Genomic DNA, 17,291 nt, shown 5'->3' with positions numbered 1-17,291 from the left:
CTGCTGGCCGCCTTCGACGCCGACAGCGCGCGGCTCACGCTGGCGGAGCTGTCGCGGCGCACCGGCCTGTACAAGAGCACGGTGCTGCGGCTGCTGGGCGCGCTGGAGCACGGCGGCTTCGTGCGCCGCCTGCCCGACGGGCAGTACGCCATCGGGCCGCAGCCGCTGCGGCTGGCCGCCGTGTACCAGCGCTCCTTCCAGGTCGCGCACGTCATCGAGCCGCTGCTGGAGCAGCTGAGTGCCGCCAGCGGCGAGACCGCGTCCTTCTACGTGCGGCACGGCCTGCAGCGCGTGGCGCTGTTCCGCGTCGAGCCCGCCCGCTCGGTGCGGGCCTCGGTGCAGATCGGCAAGGGCTACGCCATCGGTCAGGGCGCCTCGGGCAAGGTGCTGACGGCCTTCGGCCTGCAGGGCGCGCCCGATGCGCCCGAGTTGCCGGAGGCCGAGGCCATCCGTGCGCGGCTGTGGGCCGTGTCCTGGGGCGAGCGCGACCCCGAGACCGCCTCCGCCGCCGCCCCGGTGTTCGGCGTGGGCGGCGCCCTGCAGGGCGCGCTGGCCATCTCCGGCCCGCGCCAGCGCCTGGAACAGGGCGACGCCATGGCCAGCGCCTGCCGGCAGGTGCTGGAGGCCGCGCGCAATGCCACCGCCGCGCTGGGCGGCAATGCGGCGGCCTTCGCGGCCAGCATGGCCGAACTGGGCGTCAGCGGAGGCGCAAAGCAGGCCTGACGGGTGACCCGGATCAGGCGTCCTTGTACAATTTCGCGTACAAAGGAGCCCGCCATGGATGCCATTTCCTATTCCGCAGCCCGCGCCAACCTGGCCAGCACCATGGACCGGGTGTGCAACGACCACGCGCCGCTCATCATCACGCGCAATGGCGAGCAGTCGGTCGTGATGCTGTCCCTCGAAGACTTCACCGCGCTGGAGGAAACCGCCCATCTGCTGCGCAGCCCGGCGAATGCCCGGCGCCTGTTGACGGCCATCGAACAGCTCGAGAGCGGCCGCGGCACGCCGCGCAATCTGGCCGAATGACGCTGGTCTTCGCCGAAGCGGCCTGGGAGGACTACCTCTACTGGCAACGGCAGGACCGCCGGATGCTGGAGCGCATCAACAAGCTCATCCAGGAAATCCAGCGATCGCCGTTTGCAGGCATCGGCAAGCCGGAGCCGCTCAAACACGCCTTGTCCGGCTATTGGTCGCGCCGACTCACCGACGAGCACCGCATCGTCTACAAGGTGGATGGGCAGGCGCTGCTGATCGCACAACTGCGCTATCACTACTGACGGACGGCCTGGCGCCCGCGGCACCGCTTCAGCGCAAGCCGCTGTCCGCAAAGGCTTCGCCGGCGCGGTAAAGCGCACCCTGCCCGCGCCGCGCGCGGCCCCAGATCTCCTCGTCGGACAAGTCGGTCTGGATCAGCTCGATGGGCACGCCACCGTCGTCGATCATCGCGACGCGATAGCCGTCGATGGGCTCGTAGGGGCCGAGGATGACGGTCTCGCCCTCGATGGCCGCCGCCAGGTCCGCCACCTTGAAGGCCACGTGCGGCACGGTGCGGATCAGCAGATGCAGCGGCGAATCGGGTGTGAATCGGTGCCACTGGATGCGGAAGCGGCCCGCGTTGTCGCTGGTGTACATGCCCGCGTTGGCCGAAAACTGCTCGTCATCGCGGACCTGGTCGGTCGGGATGCCGGCGTGGTGGAACTCGTAGTGCAGGTGGGGTTTCATGTTGTTCTCTCCCTTGATGCAAGCCTTGAAGCGCTGCGCCGCGAACGCGTGAACGTTGCGCGGGCTTCTGCCGCATCGCGCGCGCCGCCGCGTCAGGGCGGACTGACCGGCGCGCGCGAGGCCGCCATGTCCGGCGCCACGTGCAGCCCGCGCATCATCTCCGTCATCCACGTCACCAGCAAGGCGCCGTAGGCCTTGCGCCAGCCCTCCTTGGACAGCGCATGGTCCGCGCCGCCGAGCACGCGGTAGGTGATCGACCGCACCGCGCGGAAGGCGCCCAGGTAGTTGGCCATGACCGGATGCGGCACGGTGCTGTCGTGCTCGGACTCGACCACCAGCACGTCGCCGCGGAAGGCCTCGCAGGCGGCCAGTGCGCGGTTGGTCTCGGGCGCGATGGCCGTCAGGCGGTAGGCGGCCAGGTCGCTGCGGCTGAGCTGGCCCTTGGGCACCTCCCAGTCCTCGTCGCGGTACAGCGCGGGCGCGCGCATGGCCAGCCAGCGCACGGGGCGCATCGCGGTCACCAGCGCGGCCAGGTAGCCGCCGTAGCTGCTGCCGACGATGGCGATGGCGGTCGGGTCCACGGCCGGGTGGCGCACCAGGGTGTCGTAGGCGGCGAGCACGTCGCGCAGGTTGTCCTCGCGCGTCACATCCAGGCGCTGGGCGGCATGGCGGGCATGGCCGCGCAGGTCGAAGGTCAGGCACACGCAGCCGAGCGCGGCGATCTCGCGGGCGCGGGCCAGGTACTGTTCCTGGCTGCCGTCCCAGCCGTGCACCAGCAGCACGCCCGGCACCTTGGCGGCGGCCACCAGCGTGCCGTCGATCTGCTGGTGGTCCACGGGAATCTGCAAGGTCTCAAGCTGGGTCTGCATCGGGAAGGATCAACGCGTAGCGGGTGATGGGGCCGACCACCGGGTCGGTGTCGCGGTAATAGATATGGGCGCCGGCGGGCGGTTCCTCGTCGCCGTAGCACTCGCCGCTGGCGGCGCGCAGGCACTGCAGGGCCGGGTCGGCATGGAAGCGCTCCAGCGCGGCGATCTCGGCGCTGGTGGCGCCGCCCAGCCGCCAGGACTGCTCCAGCACGCCCGACCGCCATTGGCCGTGCGCGTCCATGCCCTGCGCCACGTCGTAGTTGATGCGCGACGCGAAGAAGCCCGCGTAGCAGCGCTCGACGGCCGCGTGGTAGCTGCGCGCCTGGGCCACGGCCAGGCGCAGCGCATCGGGCAGGAAGGGCTGGTCCATCAGCACGTCCAGCCCGCCGCGCACCAGCGTCAGTGCGGAGCCGCCGTAGACCGCCTCGCCCTGGTTGTCGCGGGTCAGCCGCTGGTGGCCGTAATAGCTCAGCACCAGGCTGCCGACGATGACCTGGCCGACGCTCACGGTGTCCGGGTGGCGCAGGTTTTCTTCCAGCACCACGCCGTCGGCGGCGATGGCGGCGGCGCCGATGGCCTCGAGCTGGGCGTCCAGCGCCTCGGCATCGCCCGCCACGGTCTGGCCGCGGCCGGCAGTGCCGCGTACGGGCTTGAGCCGCACCGGCCCGCGCGCCAGCACCAGGCGCCCGGCGCGCCGGGCGTCGTCCACGTCGAAGGCGGTGTAGCCGTGCAGCACGGCATCGGCGCACTGGGCATGAAAGTCGTGCGACCAGCCGTCCGGCTGCACGGCATCGCCGGCCACCAGCGGATGCGTGATGGCCTTGGTGGCGACGAAGGAATGCGGCACGACGCCGCCGAACAGGTCGTGCGGCCCCTGGATGCCGGCGGCCTGCGCTTCGGCGAGGGAGGTCAGCGTGTCGTTGGGCACCACGTAATGCGGGCCGGCGAAGGGCTGGTGCGGATCGAAGGCGCCGGAAAAGCGAAAGCTCTTCAGGGCCGCGAGGCGGCGGGCAAAGTCGAGGCGGGCGGCGCGCTCATGGGCGCTGTCGTAGCCGCGGCCCGGCACATGCCAGACCCAGGTCTGGCCGGGCGGGGCGCCCGGCGCGGGCATCAGGGCGGCCAGCCGCAGGCCGGCCAGGGAATCCAGATGGGGCATCGCAGCACTCCGGGGTGCGTGGGGATGCCCTCATGCTCGAAACGCGGCGGGTCGGCCGCGTAGGTCCATTCAGGCAGTGAGCGTCGGCCAGGGGGCGGCGGCGGGGGGCTTGGCGCCCCAGCCGTCCTGCATCAGCTGGTGCACGGCGGCGGGCGAGTCGCCCACGCGCTGCACCGCCAGGCGCAGCAGGGATTCGGTGATGCCGAACTCGCCCATCCAGTAGTTCACATCGTCCCGGCAGTCGAGATGGATGCGGTCGGGGTGCTGGAGCACGCTGCCGGGGAATACGGCACTTTCGATGGCGTTCATGGATGTCTCCGTCCGGGGATCGTGGAAGGGACTTTGTTGGAATTTTTCTGCGAACGACAGCGGGCAGCGGCCTCGCACCTTGCAGGACACCGCCTACGCGGCGTGTTCGGCGGGCACCAGCACGGCGATCGGCAGGCTTTGCAGCAGCGCTTCCAGGTCCACCGCGCCCCCCTGGAGCACGCGGCCACTGAGCACGTCGCGCCAGCCCCCGGCCCGTGCCGGAAGGTCGACACGGGTGCCGGCCCAGGGCGCGGGACGCCACTGGGCGGGCGGCGGGCCGTCGCGCCGGTCGGCATCCTGGCGGGCGAAGAAGCGGGCGGCGACGAACACCATGGCGTCGTCGCCCGCCTGCCGCGTGAAGCCGACGACGGCGTCCGCCGCCGGGCCGGCGGCCGGCAGGGGCTGGTGGTCGCCGTCGCGCATCAGCGCGGCATGGTCACGCCGCATCTGCAGCAGGCGCCAGGCGGTCCACAGCTTGGCCTCGCCGATGCGCGCGGGCGTCATGCGCTCGGCCAGGCCGTCGGCGATGCGCTCGGGGCGCGCGGCCACGGCTTCCAGGCGGGCGAGCGTCTCGCTGCGGGCCTCGTAGTCCACGGGGCGGCGGTTGTCGGGGTCCACCAGGCTGAAGTCCAGCCACTCGGTGCCCTGGTAGGTGTCCGGCACACCGGCGGAGCAGAACTTGAGCGCGGTGAACACCAGCGAATTCAGCGCCCCCAACCAGGCCATGCGTTCGGCCTGCGGCTCGAAGTCGGCGCGGAAGGCGGCGTCCTCCACCAGCGCCTTCACGAAGTCGGCCAGCGCCGCCTCGTAGGCTTCGTTGGGCGTCACCCAGCTGGTGTGGCGCTTGCCCTCGCGCGCGGCCTTGTGCATGTAGCGCACCAGGCGCTCGGCGATGTCCTTGCGGGCCGCGGCGTCCGCGCCGCCTGCCGGCCAGATGCCCAGCAGGGACTGGTAGATCAGGTATTCGTCGGCGCGGGAAGGCGCTTCGCCATGGGCCTTCTCGGCCGCCTCGATCAGCGGCGCGGCCAGCGCATGCCAGCGGCGCAGCGCCAGCCGCCAGGCGGCCGGCATCTCCGAAAGGACGTGCAGCCGCATGCGCACGTCTTCCGCCCGCTTGTTGTCGTGAGTGGAGCTGGCCAGCAGCGTGTGCGGCCAGCGCCGCGCACGGTCGGCGCTGGCCTCGTGGAACTGCGCCAGCGTGAAGCCGAAGGTGGCCGGATCGCCGCCCACCTCGTTGAGCGAGGCCAGCGGGAACCAGCGGTAGAAGGCCGTGTCCTCCACGCCCTTGGCCGCCACGGGCGCGCTGAACTGCTGGAAGCGCGCTGCCAGTCGAATGACCTGCGCATGCAGCGCCGTGTCGCCGTCGGCATGCAGTTCGCCGCGCAGCAGCTCGCCGACGAAGTCGTAGATGCTGTCGTCGGCCAGCTCGCCGCGCCAGCGGGCGGTGGCGATGGCGTCGTCGATGTAGTAGCGGTCCTGCACCGAGATGCCGCGGGCCGTCACGTAGCTGCGGTAGACCCGCATGCAGGTGGCGACCTCGGCCAGCGCGCGTCGCAGGTTGTTGAGCGTGTAGTCGCGCGTGCGGCGGTCGGCGCGGGCGATGCGCAGCGCGGCGGCGGCGATCATGGTCAGGTCCGAGGCCAGCGCATTGCGGGTGACGGCGCGCTTGCCCTGGTACTCGACCTCGTGGAAGGATTCGTCCTCGCCGGTGAAGCCGCGCCAGATGCGTTGGAAGGCCGCCTCGGCCTCGGTGTCGACCAGCACGCCGGCGGCCACGTTGGCAAAGCGGTAGCCGGTGGTGCCGTGCACCGCCCAGGACTCGGGCACGTCCTCGTGGCCGGCCGCGATCTTCTCGGCCACCACGTACAGCGGCCGCTCGGGCCGGCCGGTGCCGTCGTCCGCCGCCAGACGCCGGCCGGTGCGGCGGGCATAGCCCTGCTGCAGCTGGTGGAAGTAGGTGTCGGGGTCGAGCAGGCCGTCCGGATGGTCGATGCGCAGGCCGTCGACCAAGCCGCGCGCCGCCAGGTCCAGCGCCAGGCCGTGGGTGGCCTCGAATACCTCGGGCCGCTCCATGCGCAGGGCCGCGAGTTCGTTGACGTCGAAGAAGCGGCGGTAGTTGATCTCGTCCGAGGCCACGCGCCAGAACGCCAGCCGGTAGTGCTGGGCCTCCAGCAGCGCATGCAGCCGCTCGCGCCAGCGCGGATGGTTCCAGCGCGCGACGGCGGCCTGCAGCGCGGCGCCGAAGGCGGCCGAGTCGCCGATCAGCGCGGCCAGCCGCGCCTGGGCGGCCGCCTTGTCGCGGTCGCGGCGCGGCTGCGCGTCGGGGCCGGCCGGCAACGCTTCGAAGGCCTGCGCCAGCCCGGACAGGGCCGCCGCCTCCTCGGGGCCGGCCACCAGCGGCTCGGCCGAACGCAGCACCTCGGCATGGCTTTCGGGCGCCACCGGGAAACAGTGGTCGTGGTAGTGGATCGCCAGGCGGCCGGTGGCCGCATCCATGCCCAGCTTGAGTTCGCCGTCGTCCAGCACCTGGCCGTAGGCGCCACCCAGCACGGGCAGCAGCACCTTGCCGGCGAGCTCCGGATCCGACGGCTGCCATTCGATGTCGAAATGGCTGGCGTAGACGGAGGCGGGACCGTTCTCCAGCACGTCCTCCCACCAGGGGTTGTCGCCGCCGAGCACGCCCATGTGGTTGGGCACCAGGTCCACGATCTGGCCCATGCCGTGGCGCTGCAGCGCGGCGCAGAAGCGCATGAAGCCGGCCTCGCCGCCCAGCTCGGGGTTGATCTCGCCGTGGGCCACCACGTCGTAGCCGTGCGTGCTGCCGGGCCGCGCGCGCTGGATCGGCGAGCAGTACACATGGCTGATGCCCAGCCGCTGCAGGTAGGGCAGGATGGCGATGGCATCGTCGAAGGTGAAGCCGGCATGGAACTGCAGCCGGTAGGTGGCGCGCGGCAGCCGCAGCGGATGCCGCACCGGCCCGCCCGCTTCGCCCGCGCCGGAGGCGGCTGGGCGCTGCGCCGCGACGGCCGCCGCGATGGCCGCGACGCGCCCGTCCTGCGCCCAGCGGTCCACCGGCAGCGCCAGGCGCCGGCGCCAGTTGGGATGCTCGTTGACCGTGCCCGGCAGGTTGGCCTGCTCGCGCTCGCCCAGCAGGTCCTCGGCCTGCACCATCAACAGGCGCGACGGCGCCTGGGCCAGCCAGCCGTACACCGCCGCCGCGGCCCCGGTGCCTACGTCGCCGCTGCCCAGCAGGCGCGCGCCGGCCTCGGCGTCGAGCGCGCCGGCGTCTTCCAGCGCGAAGGCCAGTTGCACCCGGTCGCCCGCGCGCTCGGCCAGTTGCTGGCGCGCCATCTCGTCGCTGGGATAGAGCTGCAGGCGGATGCGCTCCTGCAGGTCGGTGCCGGCCCACCAGCCTTCCAGCGTGGCCAGGTCGTGGGTGCTGAAGGCGGCCAGGGCCTGGCTCGGGTAGGCGGCCGGCGGCTTGAAGGCGGCGCCCTCGCGCTCGAACACCATCAGGCGGTACGACAGCAGGCCGTAGCGCTGCATCAATGCGCGCGTCTCGTCGCTCACGGTGCCCAGGTCTTCGCCGATGACCACGCAGCGCTGGCGGCGGCTTTCCAGCGCGACGATGGCCATCATTTCCTCGGCGGGATAGGCCACGTAGGCGCCGCTGGCAGCATGCTCGCCGGGCGGGATCCAGAACAGCCGCGACAGGCCCATCACATGGTCGATGCGCACCGCACCGGCGTTGCGCATGCCGGCGCGCAGGGCGTCGATGAACAGGCCGTAGCCCGTGCGGCGCATGGCGGCCGGCCGCATCGGCGGCAGGCCCCAGTCCTGGCCCAGCTGGTTGAGGGCGTCGGGCGGCGCGCCCACGCTGGCACGGGGCGCAAACAGCTCGCCGCCGGCCCAGGCGTCGGCGCCGTGGCGGTCCACCGACACGGCCAGGTCCAGGTACAGGCCGATGGCCATGCCGCGGCTCCTGCACTGGCGCGCGGCGGCGTCGAGCTGGCTGGCGGCCAGCCATTGCAGCCAGGCCTGGAACTCGACCTGCGCCGCGTGCTCGCGGGCGAAGGCCTGCACCTCGGGCGAGGCGGCATCGCGCAGGGCCTCGGGCCAGCAGGGCGGGCCCCAGCAGTCCGGATCGCGGGCGCGAAGGTGGCGGCGCAGCGCCTCGAAGGTCGCATGGCGCTGCAGGGCGGTGCCACGTTCGGTGCGGAAGTCGTCGAAGGCCTTCGCGCGCTGGCGGGCGACCAGGCCCGGCTCGGCCGACTCGCGCTGGCTGCGCACGTGCTCGTGCAGCAGCGCCAGCACTTCGAGCTTGGCGGCGGCGACGCCCGAGTGGTCGACCCGATCGCTGTCGCGCAGCGCCGCCAGTCGGGCCTGGAACTCGGCCGACTCGACCAGCCGGCGCGCGGGCAGGCAGTCGGCGTACTCGGACAGCGCCTCGACGGCGATGTAGAGCGGATTGAGGAAGAGGCGCGACGACGGGCTGTACGGGCTGCACTGCCCCGGGTCGTCCAGGAACAGCGCATGCAGCGGATTGAGGCCCACGGCCTGCGCGCCCAGTGCCGCCGCCTGCTCGACCAGTCGGCCCAGGTCGGCGAAGTCGCCCATGCCCCACTGGCCGGCCGAGCGCAGGCCATAGAGCTGGGCGGCCACGCCCCAGTGGCGCTGGCCCTCGGCATCGCCCGGCGGCGGCTGGCAGGAGGACGGCGCGGCGATCACCAGCGCCTCGGCCGTGCCCACCTTCAGGCGGTGGTAGCCCATGGGCAGGGCCTCGGGCAGGTCGAGCACCACGCGGCGCTCCACCTGCGTGCGGCCGTCGACGTGGCGGCGGGCGCCCTCGCCCTGCGCGAACTCGACCTGGCCTTCATGCGCACCGCCTTCTTCGAGGCGCAAGGTCCAGGACGGCGTGGTTTCACCCTCGGGCCAGCGCAGGGTCAGTGGCAGGCGCAGCGCATCGGCCTGCGCCAGCAGCACGGGCGGCAGCGGCTCGCGCCATTCGGCATCGTCCAGGCGGTCGATCTCGGCCTGCCAGGCGGCGCCGTCCTCCGGCGCGTGGCGGCCCATGCCGAGTTCGGCCAGCAGGCTGGCCAGGTGGCGCGGCTCGACCGTCACCTCCCTGCCCCAGACATCGTGATAGCGGGTGGCCAGGCCGCTGCGGGCGCAGGCGCGGTAGAGGGCGTCGAGCATGGGGATCGGGAGAACGAAAAAACGGGAGGGAATGGGACGCGCCGACAGGCCTACGGCGCTTCGAACACGGAGATGCTGTCGTCGTCCTCATCGAAGGCCGGCAGCTGCAGCAGTGCCGCGCAGCCGCCGCCGGGCGACAGGGCCAGCAGTGGCAGGCGCGGGCTGGGCCCGGCGGCCAGCCGGCAACCCCAGCTGTGGAACACGCGGCCGGTGGGCGCGGCGCCGAACTGCTCGGTGTCGCCCAGGTTGATGACGATCTGCAGCCAGCAGACGCCGTCCGGCTGCGAGGGCACCATCTCCCATTGCAGGAAGAGGATGTCGCCGGCCAGCTGCCAGCGTCCGCTGCCCGGCTTGGCCGGAAGGTGCGGCACGACGCGGCGCTTGCGCACGGCCAGCAGGCTGCGCACCTCGTGCAGGCGTTCGCGGTGGCCGGGCTGGTCGCGCTCGTCCCAGTTCAGGCGGCTGGCCTCGAAGGTGCTCTCGGCATTGGGGTCGGGAATGAGCGCCTGGGCCTGCTCGCTGGTGAAGCCGGCGAAGCGGCCGAATTCCTTGCGACGGCCGTCGGTGACGGCCTGGGCCAGCTCGGGCCCGAAGTCGCAGAAGTACAGGAAGGGCGAGGTGGCCGCCCATTCTTCGCCCATGAAGAGCATGGGCACGTGCGGCGACAGCAGCAATGCGCCGCGCAGCGCACGCAGGCGGTGCGGCGGCGCCAGCGCCTCGATGCGCTCGCCGAAGGCGCGGTTGCCCACCTGGTCGTGGTTCTGCAGGAAGGACACGAAGGCCGTCGGCGGCAGCGAGTCCGCGGGCTCGCCGCGCGGGTCGCCGTCGCGCATCACCGAGGGCTGACCGGTGTAGATGAAGCCGCCCGCCAGCGAGCGGCCGACCAGCGCGCGCGGCTCGCTGGCGTAGTCGAGGTAGTAGCCGTCGATTTCGCCGGTGGCATGAACGTGGGCGGCATGGTGCAGGTCGTCGTTCCACTGCGCGCTGGCGGCCTCGGGGTCGCCGTCGGCGTCGCGCGTGAGCAGGTGCACGTGGTTGTGCTCGTTCTCCAGCACCACGTGCACCGCCCGCTCGCGGCCCGGGCCCTTGCGGATGGCGGCGGCGATCTCGCGCACGATGTGCAGCTCGGAGTCGTCGCGGATGGCGTGCACGGCATCCATGCGCAGGCCGTCGAAGCGGAATTCCTCCAGCCAGTACAGCGCGTTGTGGATGAAGAAGTCGCGCACCGGCCGCGAATGGTCGCCGTCGAAGTTGATGGCGGCGCCCCAGGGCGTCTGGTGAGCCGGGTTGAAGAAGTCGGGGCAATAGGCATGCAGGTAGTTGCCCTCCGGCCCGAAGTGGTTGTAGACCACGTCCAGCAGCACCATCAGGCCCAGGCCGTGGGCCGCGTCGACGAAGGCCTTGAGCGCCTCTGGCTTGCCGTAGCTGGCCTCGGGCGCGAACTGCAGCACGCCGTCGTAGCCCCAGCCGCGCTGGCCGGGGAAGTCGGCCACGGGCATCAGCTCGATGGCCGTCACGCCCAGTGCGGCCAGTTCGGGCAGCTTCTTACGGGCGGCGTCGAAGCTGCCCTCGGGCGTGAAGGTGCCCAGGTGCAGTTCGTAGACGACGGCCTCGCGCCAGGGGCGGCCCTTCCAGTCGTCGTCGTGCCATTCGTAGGCGGCAGGCGCCACCACGCGGCTCGGGCCATGCACGTCGTCGGGGTTGTGGCGCGACGCGGGGTCCGGCACCTTCAGGCCGTCGGGCAGGACGAAGCGGTAGTCGTCGCCGGCCGCGGCTTCGGCGACGTCGCAGCCGAACCAGCCGTGCTCGCCCAGGGACTTCATGGCATGCAGGGTCCAGCCGGTGCCGCGCGTGCGTCGCTCGAGCGACACCTCGGCCACGCCGGGCGCCCACAACCGGAAGCGCACGCCCCCGCCCTCCAGCACCGTCGCGCCGAAGGGCATCTTGTGTTCACGTCTCATGGGATTCCAGAAAAAAAAACGATGTCGGACCGGCCCGTGCAGTTCAACCGACCCGAGGCCGTTCGGGCTGAGCTTGTCGAAGCCTGGGCACGGGCCTTCGCCTCTGCCGCAAGCTCGGGGCCACCGTGTCGACCGCGTGGCATGGGCACGATGTCAGAGCGGCGGCGGTGGATCGACGGGGCGGCGTTTGATCAGAGGCTCGTCGGTGCCGCGCGCGGAAGCCGGGCGCGGTAGCGTCTCGCCGTCCACCTGCGGCGTGGCGGCGGCGGGGGAGGCAGGCACCTCGGGCATGGGGTCGAGCACGGTGCCGGTGGCAGCGGCTTCTTCGGCCGCCGTGGCGGCTGCCGCAGCGGCTGCGGCCTGGGCCGGGCTGGCGGTCGCCGACGTGCGCGGCGGCAGGCCATCGACCTCCGGCGGCATCCAGTGCTGGATGTGCCGCGACGCCCAGTCCTTGCCGGCCAGGCCGAAGGCCAGCGCCAGCGCGAAGACGAAGCCGGCCAGGATCACCAGGAAGCTCTCGCGCACGATGTCGCCGCCGATGCGCACGTGGTCCAGCGCGATCAGGATGACGAACACCAGGATGGCGTACTGCGCGATCTTGGAGAAGAACAGCGCATCGGGCATGCCCACGTTGCGGCCGTAGGTGCGCACGGCGTCGCCCACGAAGCGCGCGAAGTAGGCGCCGAAGGCCAGCACCAGCAGCGCCACGAACACGTTGGGCACGAACCAGATGATCCGGCCCAGCAGGTCGGTGATGTAGGTCAGGCCCAGGCTGTTGAAGGCGATGATGAGCGCCGCCAGGATGACCACCCAGTAGGCCAGCATGCCCACCAGCGCCGTGGTGTCCGCCTTGACGCCGCCCTGGCGCAGAAAGCCGTCCAGCCCCGCGCGTTCGGTCAGCACCGGGAAGTTGATGGCGCGCAAGGCCTTGGTGACGGCGAAGCGCACCACCTTGGCGATGAGCCAGCCGCCGACCAGCACGATCGCCGCGAAAACGAGGCGCGGCAGGAAGGCCGCGATCTGGTACAGGAATGCCCGCAGGGGCATCAGCTGCATGCTGAAGTCGTTCATGGGTGCTCACCTCCTTGTGGAACCTGCGCGGCCTCGCCGGGCCGGGCCAGGGCCAGCAGCCCCTGCAGCGGCACCTGGGCCCAGTCGATGCGGTTGTTGAGTTCGTAGCGCAGCTCGTAGAGGGCCTTGTCGATCTCGAAGAGCGACATCAGCGCCTCGTCCGGGGCCTCGGCACCGGCATGGGCCAGCGTGTCGCGATAGCCGCCCAGGTAGGCCTCGCGCACGCGGGCCTCCCAGTCGGCCGCCACGGCGTTCAGGCGCGCCAGCTCGTCCACGTTCTGCGCCACCCGCTTGAGCGCCGACCAGCGGGCGTAGTTGAAGGAGCGCAGCATGCCGGCCACGTCGCGCAGGGCCGGGCCCTTGGCGCGGCGCTCGTCCAGGCTGCGCGCGGGCTCGCCCTCAAAGTCGATGATGATGAAGTCGTTGCGCGACACCAGCACCTGGCCGAGGTGGTAGTCGCCGTGCAGCCGGGTCTTGATGCCGCCGGCCGCGGCGCCCTCGAAGGCGGCGATGCGCTCGAGCAGCTGGGCCTGGCGCTCGATGAGCTGGCGGCCGTCGCCCTGTGCGCCTTCGCCCAGCGTGGCCATGCGCTCGGCCAGCAGGGCCAGCGTGGCGCGGGCGTCGTCGTGGGTGCGCAGGCGCAGGGCCTCGCGGTCCTCGGCGGTGAGCGGCTCGGGCGCGAAGGCGGCATCGTCGGCGGGTGCGGCGGCGAAGGCCAGGTGCATCTCGGCGGTGCGCTGGCCCAGCAGGCGCATCAGGGTGAGGAAGGCGCCATGGTCCACCTGCGCCGCCTCGGGTGCAGCCTGGTGCTCGGCCAGCACGCGCTCCAGGTAGGCCAGGGTGTATTCCCAGGCATCGCCCTGGTTGGGCACGAAGGCCTGCAGCAGCGCCAGCGTCATGACCGTGCCATCCGCGCCGTGGTACTCCACCGCGCCGGCCACCGGCACGCAGTTGGCGAAGCGCACCGTTTCGGTCAGGAAGCGGCCGATCTCCAGCTCGGGGTTGATGCCCGGCTGCACCCGGCGGTAGCACTTCAGGAACAGCTGGTCGCCGAAGGTGACGGCCGTGTTGCTGCTGGCCACGCTGGGCCGGCTGACGGTGAGCGACTCGATGGCCGCCGCGTCCACGCCCGTCAGGTCGCGGCTGCCGGTGAAGCGGATCTCGCCGGCCGCGGCCGGCAGCACCAGGCCCTGCGCCATGCCCACCGCCACCGCATGCGCGAAGGCCGGGTCGAACATGGCGTCGCCCATCACGCCCACCTGGGCCTGCTGGCGGACCTTGGCGATGACGGCGGGGGCGAACTGCTGAATGGTCTCTTCGTCCAGCTCCTCCCAGGCCAGGCCCAGCGGCATGAAGTACCGGCCACTGCCCGTGCCGGCCTGCACGTCGAGCAGGGGCAGCACCCAGGGGCGCTCGCCGCGCTCCCACAGCGCATAGTCGGCCACGCCCACGCGCTGCACCGGCTCGCCCTTGGCGGCATACCAGCGCTGCACCTCCAGGTGGCGGGGCATCACGTCCACCTCGAACTGCTCGCGCAGGCGGTCGGCCATGCCGATGCGCCAGGGCATGACGCGCTCGCGGAACAGGCTGGACCAGCCGTCGAAGAGCACCAGCACCGGCCGGTCGCGCAGCTGCAGGCCCTCCTGGTGCCAGCTGGGCACGTCCACGTCGGTGGCCAGGCGGAACCAGAAGAAGCCGTACGAGGGCATCGTCAGCATGTACGGCAGCTCGCCGATGGGCGGGAAGGCCGTGCGGCCGAGCAGTTCCACCGGCACGCGGCCCTTGAAGGCGCCCAGGTCCAGCTCCACGGGCTGCGCGGCGCGCGACAGGTTGAAGACGGTGAGGATGACCTCGCCCTCGTACTCGCTCAGGTAGGCCAGCACCTTGCGGTTGCCGGGCTTGAGGAAGGTCTTGCGGCCGCGGCCGAAGGCGCGGCTGGTCTTGCGCACGGCCAGCATGCGGCGCGTCCAGTGCAGCAGCGAGCTCTGGTCGCGCAGCTGCGACTCGACGTTCACGGCCTCGTAGCCGTAGATCGGGTCCATGATGGGCTGCAGGTACAGCCGCTGCGGATCGGCCTTGGAGAAGCCGGCATTGCGCTCGTTGCTCCACTGCATGGGCGTGCGCACGCCGTTGCGGTCGCCGACGAACACGTTGTCGCCCATGCCGATCTCGTCGCCGTAGTAGATGATGGGCGAGCCGGGCATGGACAGCAGCATGCCGTTCATGAGCTTGATGCGGTCCTTGTCGTTGCCCATCAGCGGCGCCAGCCGGCGGCGGATGCCGAGGTTGATGCGCGCCTGCTTGTCCGCCGCGTACGTGCTGTACATGTAATCGCGTTCGCGGTTGGTGACCATCTCGAGGGTCAGCTCGTCATGGTTGCGCAGGAAAATCGCCCACTGGCAGCCCTCGGGAATGTCGGGCGTCTGCTGCAGGATCTCGACGATGGGGTCGCGGTCTTCCTGCGCGATGGCCATGTACATGCGCGGCATCAGCGGGAAGTGGTAGCACATGTGGCATTCGTCGCCGGTGCCGAAGTATTCGCGCACGTCCTCGGGCCACATGTTGGCCTCGGCCAGCAGGAAGCGGTTCTTGTAGTTGGCGTCGATCGCCGCACGCACCTTCTTGATGACGTCGTGCGTCTCGGGCAGGTTCTCGTTGCTGGTGCCGTCGCGCTCGATCAGGTAGGGAATGGCGTCCAGCCGGAAGCCGTCCACGCCCATGTCCAGCCAGAAGCGCATGATGCCGAACACCGCCTCCAGCACCTCGGGGTTGTCGAAGTTGAGGTCCGGCTGGTGGCTGAAGAAGCGGTGCCAGTAGTACTGCTTGGCCACCGGGTCCCAGGCCCAGTTGCTGGTCTCGGTGTCGGTGAAGATGATGCGCGTGCCCTGGTAGATCTGGTCGGTATCGCTCCAGACGTAGAAGTTGCGCTCGGGCGAGCCGGCCGGCGCATGGCGCGCGCGCTGGAACCAGGGATGGTCGCTGGAGGTGTGGTTGATGACCAGCTCGGTGATCACGCGCAGGCCGCGGGCATGGGCCGCATCCAGCATTTCCTTGAAGTCCTCCAGCGTGCCGTACTGCGGGTTGACCGCGCAGTACTCGCTGATGTCGTAGCCGTCGTCGCGCAGCGGCGAGGGATAGAAGGGCATCAGCCAGATGGTGTTGACGCCCAGCTCCTTCACATAGTCCAGGCGCTCGGTCACGCCCTTGAAGTCGCCGATGCCGTCACCGTTGGTGTCGTTGAAGGCCTTGACGTTGAGCTGGTAGATGACCGCATCGCGGTACCAGGTGGGATCCTCGGAGCTGTCGATCTCGACGGTTTCCAGGGCCAGGCGGGGTGCGGTCTGCGTCATGCGGCGCGCCTCCTCTTTCAGTGACTTGTTGCTGTTATTGGTAGTAGTCGAAGTCGCGCTCGCTGCGCGTCTTGCGCAGCAGATGCAGGACGTGTGCCACGTTCACGCCCGGGTCGAGCCGCACGTAGTGGCGGCCGCCCTGCCACATGAAGCGTTCGCCGCCGAGCAGGTCGTGCATCTGGAACCACTGGCCGGCCTCCACGCCCAGACCCAGGGCCACGGGGTCGAAGTCCAGCATGCCCCACTGCGCTTTGTACGGGTCGAGGTTGACCACGGTGACGATGACGTCCTGACCGTCGGGCGACTGCTTGGCCCAGGCGATGAGCTGGTCGTTGTCGATGGGCAGGAAAGTCAGGCCGTCGTTGCGCTGCAGCGCCGGGTGCGCGCGGCGGATGGCGTTGAGGTGCGCGATGTAGGGCGCCAGGCTGTCGGGCCGCTCGCGGTTCCAGTGGCGCAGCTGGTACTTCTCGGAATCGAGGTATTCCTCGCTGCCCTCGTGCCGCGGCAGGTGTTCCTTCAGTTCGTAGGCCGGCCCGTAGATGCCGTAGCTGGCGCTGAGCATGGCGGCCAGCACGACGCGCAGGCGGAACATGGCATCCGAGCCCGTCTGCAGCTGTGCATGCAGGATGTCCGGCGTGTTGGGCCAGACGTTGGGACGGAAATAGTCCAGGCCTGGCCGCGTGGACAGCTCGGTGAAGTACGCCACCAGCTCCTGCTTGGTGTTGCGCCAGGTGAAGTAGGTGTACGACTGGGAGAAGCCCGCCTTGGCCAGGCGGTGCATCACCTTGGGCCGGGTGAAGGCCTCGGCCAGGAAGATGGCCTCGGGGTGCGTGCGCTTCACCTCGGTGATGGCCCACTCCCAGAAGGGAAAGGCCTTGGTGTGGGGGTTGTCCACGCGGAACACCGTCACGCCCTGGGCGATCCAGTGGTCGAGCACGCCCTTGAGGGCGATCCACATGCCCTCCCAGTCGTCGCTCTCGAAGTTGAAGGGATAGATGTCCTGGTACTTCTTGGGCGGGTTCTCTGCGTACTGCACGGTGCCGTCGGGCCGCCACTTGAACCATGCCGGATGCTCCTTGACCCAGGGATGGTCCGGCGCGCACTGGAAGGCGATGTCCAGCGCGATCTCCAGGCCCAGCCCCCTCGCCTGCTTCACCAGGCGGCGAAAGTCGTCGTGCGTGCCCAGTGCGGGCAGGATGGCGTCGTGCCCACCCTCGCTGGCGCCGATGGCCCAGGGGCTGCCGACGTCGCCTTCCTCGGTCACCAGCGCGTTGTTGCGGCCCTTGCGCTGCAGCCGGCCCACCGGATGGATGGGCGGGAAATACAGCACGTCGAAACCCATCTGCGCGATGCCGGGCAGCAGCGCTTCCACATCGGCGAAGGTGCCATGGCGGCCGGGCTCGGGGGAGGCCGAGCGGGGAAAGAGTTCGTACCAGGTGGAATAGCGCGCCAGCACCCGGTCGGCCACCAGCGGAAAGCCGGGCTGCAGCATGGTGGCATGGCGCCGGTCCGGGTATCGGCGCACCACCTCGGCCAGGCCTTCGTCCAGCGCATGGGCCTTGAGCGCGACCGCGTCCTCGTGGGTGTCGGCGGCGCGGGCCTCCAGCGAATGGGCCCAGCCGGAGAGGCGCGTGGCGTCCTGCGCCTGGCCGGC

At 71.1% G+C, this 17,291-nt stretch carries 12 protein-coding genes; 3 read left to right on the top strand and 9 right to left on the bottom strand.

Annotated features, from left to right (window positions below):
* From NS331_RS18115 to NS331_RS18105, 3 genes are all read left to right on the top strand, one after another.
* The coding region (locus NS331_RS18115) for an IclR family transcriptional regulator (protein ID WP_058643358.1) at positions 1 to 723 on the top strand (723 nt) is incomplete at its 5' end.
* Between the two features lie 54 nt (positions 724 to 777).
* A complete protein-coding gene (locus tag NS331_RS18110; RefSeq protein WP_058643357.1) occupies positions 778 to 1,029 on the top strand; it encodes a type II toxin-antitoxin system Phd/YefM family antitoxin in 252 nt (83 codons plus the stop codon).
* Entirely contained in the window at positions 1,026 to 1,280 is a 255-nt protein-coding gene (locus tag NS331_RS18105) for a Txe/YoeB family addiction module toxin (RefSeq protein WP_058643356.1), read from the top strand. Before NS331_RS18110 ends, NS331_RS18105 begins: the two co-directional genes overlap by 4 nt.
* Before the next feature lie 28 nt (positions 1,281 to 1,308).
* On the opposite strand, the gene NS331_RS18100 is transcribed toward NS331_RS18105, so the two are convergent.
* The 9 genes from NS331_RS18100 to NS331_RS18060 all read right to left on the bottom strand — a co-directional run.
* A complete protein-coding gene (locus NS331_RS18100) occupies positions 1,309 to 1,725 on the bottom strand; it encodes a VOC family protein (RefSeq protein ID WP_058643355.1) in 417 nt (138 codons plus the stop codon).
* A 92-nt stretch (positions 1,726 to 1,817) separates the two neighbouring features.
* The gene (locus NS331_RS18095) at positions 1,818 to 2,594 is read right to left on the bottom strand and encodes an alpha/beta hydrolase family protein (protein WP_058643354.1); all 777 of its coding nucleotides are present in this window, start codon (positions 2,592 to 2,594) and stop codon (positions 1,818 to 1,820) included.
* The gene (locus NS331_RS18090; RefSeq protein ID WP_058643353.1) at positions 2,578 to 3,750 is read right to left on the bottom strand and encodes a DUF3182 family protein; all 1,173 of its coding nucleotides are present in this window, start codon (positions 3,748 to 3,750) and stop codon (positions 2,578 to 2,580) included. Before NS331_RS18090 ends, NS331_RS18095 begins: the two co-directional genes overlap by 17 nt.
* 69 nt (positions 3,751 to 3,819) lie before the next feature.
* The gene (locus NS331_RS18085) at positions 3,820 to 4,059 is read right to left on the bottom strand and encodes a DUF3606 domain-containing protein (protein WP_058643352.1); all 240 of its coding nucleotides are present in this window, start codon (positions 4,057 to 4,059) and stop codon (positions 3,820 to 3,822) included.
* Positions 4,060 to 4,152: 93 nt separating this feature from the next.
* Positions 4,153 to 9,255, bottom strand: a complete 5,103-nt coding sequence (treY, locus tag NS331_RS18080) for a malto-oligosyltrehalose synthase (RefSeq protein ID WP_058643351.1) — start codon at positions 9,253 to 9,255, stop codon at positions 4,153 to 4,155.
* A gap of 50 nt (positions 9,256 to 9,305) precedes the next feature.
* Positions 9,306 to 11,216 carry a malto-oligosyltrehalose trehalohydrolase gene (gene treZ, locus NS331_RS18075; RefSeq protein WP_082702594.1) on the bottom strand — a complete coding sequence of 637 codons (1,911 nt, stop codon included), beginning with the start codon at positions 11,214 to 11,216 and terminating at the stop codon, positions 9,306 to 9,308.
* A 153-nt stretch (positions 11,217 to 11,369) separates the two neighbouring features.
* Positions 11,370 to 12,287 carry a mechanosensitive ion channel family protein gene (locus NS331_RS18070; RefSeq protein ID WP_153012916.1) on the bottom strand — a complete coding sequence of 306 codons (918 nt, stop codon included), beginning with the start codon at positions 12,285 to 12,287 and terminating at the stop codon, positions 11,370 to 11,372.
* Positions 12,284 to 15,637, bottom strand: coding sequence for a maltose alpha-D-glucosyltransferase (gene treS, locus NS331_RS18065; RefSeq protein WP_058643349.1), 3,354 nt, complete (start codon positions 15,635 to 15,637; stop codon positions 12,284 to 12,286). The genes NS331_RS18070 and treS overlap by 4 nt, the downstream gene beginning before the upstream one ends.
* A 34-nt stretch (positions 15,638 to 15,671) precedes the next feature.
* Positions 15,672 to 17,291: alpha-amylase family protein (locus NS331_RS18060; protein WP_058643348.1), on the bottom strand; the 1,620-nt coding region annotated here is incomplete at its 5' end.

This window comes from Pseudacidovorax intermedius, assembly GCF_001476815.1.
GTDB classification, from domain to species: Bacteria; Pseudomonadota; Gammaproteobacteria; order Burkholderiales; family Burkholderiaceae_C; genus Xenophilus; species Xenophilus intermedius_A.
This window is presented reverse-complemented; position numbering and strand designations above follow the sequence as displayed.

Excerpts from the sequence above, each read along its gene's own strand:
- NS331_RS18110 (WP_058643357.1), top strand. The coding sequence starts at position 778 with ATGGATGCCATTTCCTATTCCGCAGCCCGCGCCAACCTGGCCAGCACC.
- NS331_RS18105 (WP_058643356.1), top strand. The coding sequence starts at position 1,026 with ATGACGCTGGTCTTCGCCGAAGCGGCCTGGGAGGACTACCTCTACTGG.
- NS331_RS18100 (WP_058643355.1), bottom strand. The coding sequence starts at position 1,725 with ATGAAACCCCACCTGCACTACGAGTTCCACCACGCCGGCATCCCGACC.
- NS331_RS18095 (WP_058643354.1), bottom strand. The coding sequence starts at position 2,594 with ATGCAGACCCAGCTTGAGACCTTGCAGATTCCCGTGGACCACCAGCAG.
- NS331_RS18090 (WP_058643353.1), bottom strand. The coding sequence starts at position 3,750 with ATGCCCCATCTGGATTCCCTGGCCGGCCTGCGGCTGGCCGCCCTGATG.
- NS331_RS18085 (WP_058643352.1), bottom strand. The coding sequence starts at position 4,059 with ATGAACGCCATCGAAAGTGCCGTATTCCCCGGCAGCGTGCTCCAGCAC.
- treY (WP_058643351.1), bottom strand. The coding sequence starts at position 9,255 with ATGCTCGACGCCCTCTACCGCGCCTGCGCCCGCAGCGGCCTGGCCACC.
- treZ (WP_082702594.1), bottom strand. The coding sequence starts at position 11,216 with ATGAGACGTGAACACAAGATGCCCTTCGGCGCGACGGTGCTGGAGGGC.
- NS331_RS18070 (WP_153012916.1), bottom strand. The coding sequence starts at position 12,287 with ATGAACGACTTCAGCATGCAGCTGATGCCCCTGCGGGCATTCCTGTAC.
- treS (WP_058643349.1), bottom strand. The coding sequence starts at position 15,637 with ATGACGCAGACCGCACCCCGCCTGGCCCTGGAAACCGTCGAGATCGAC.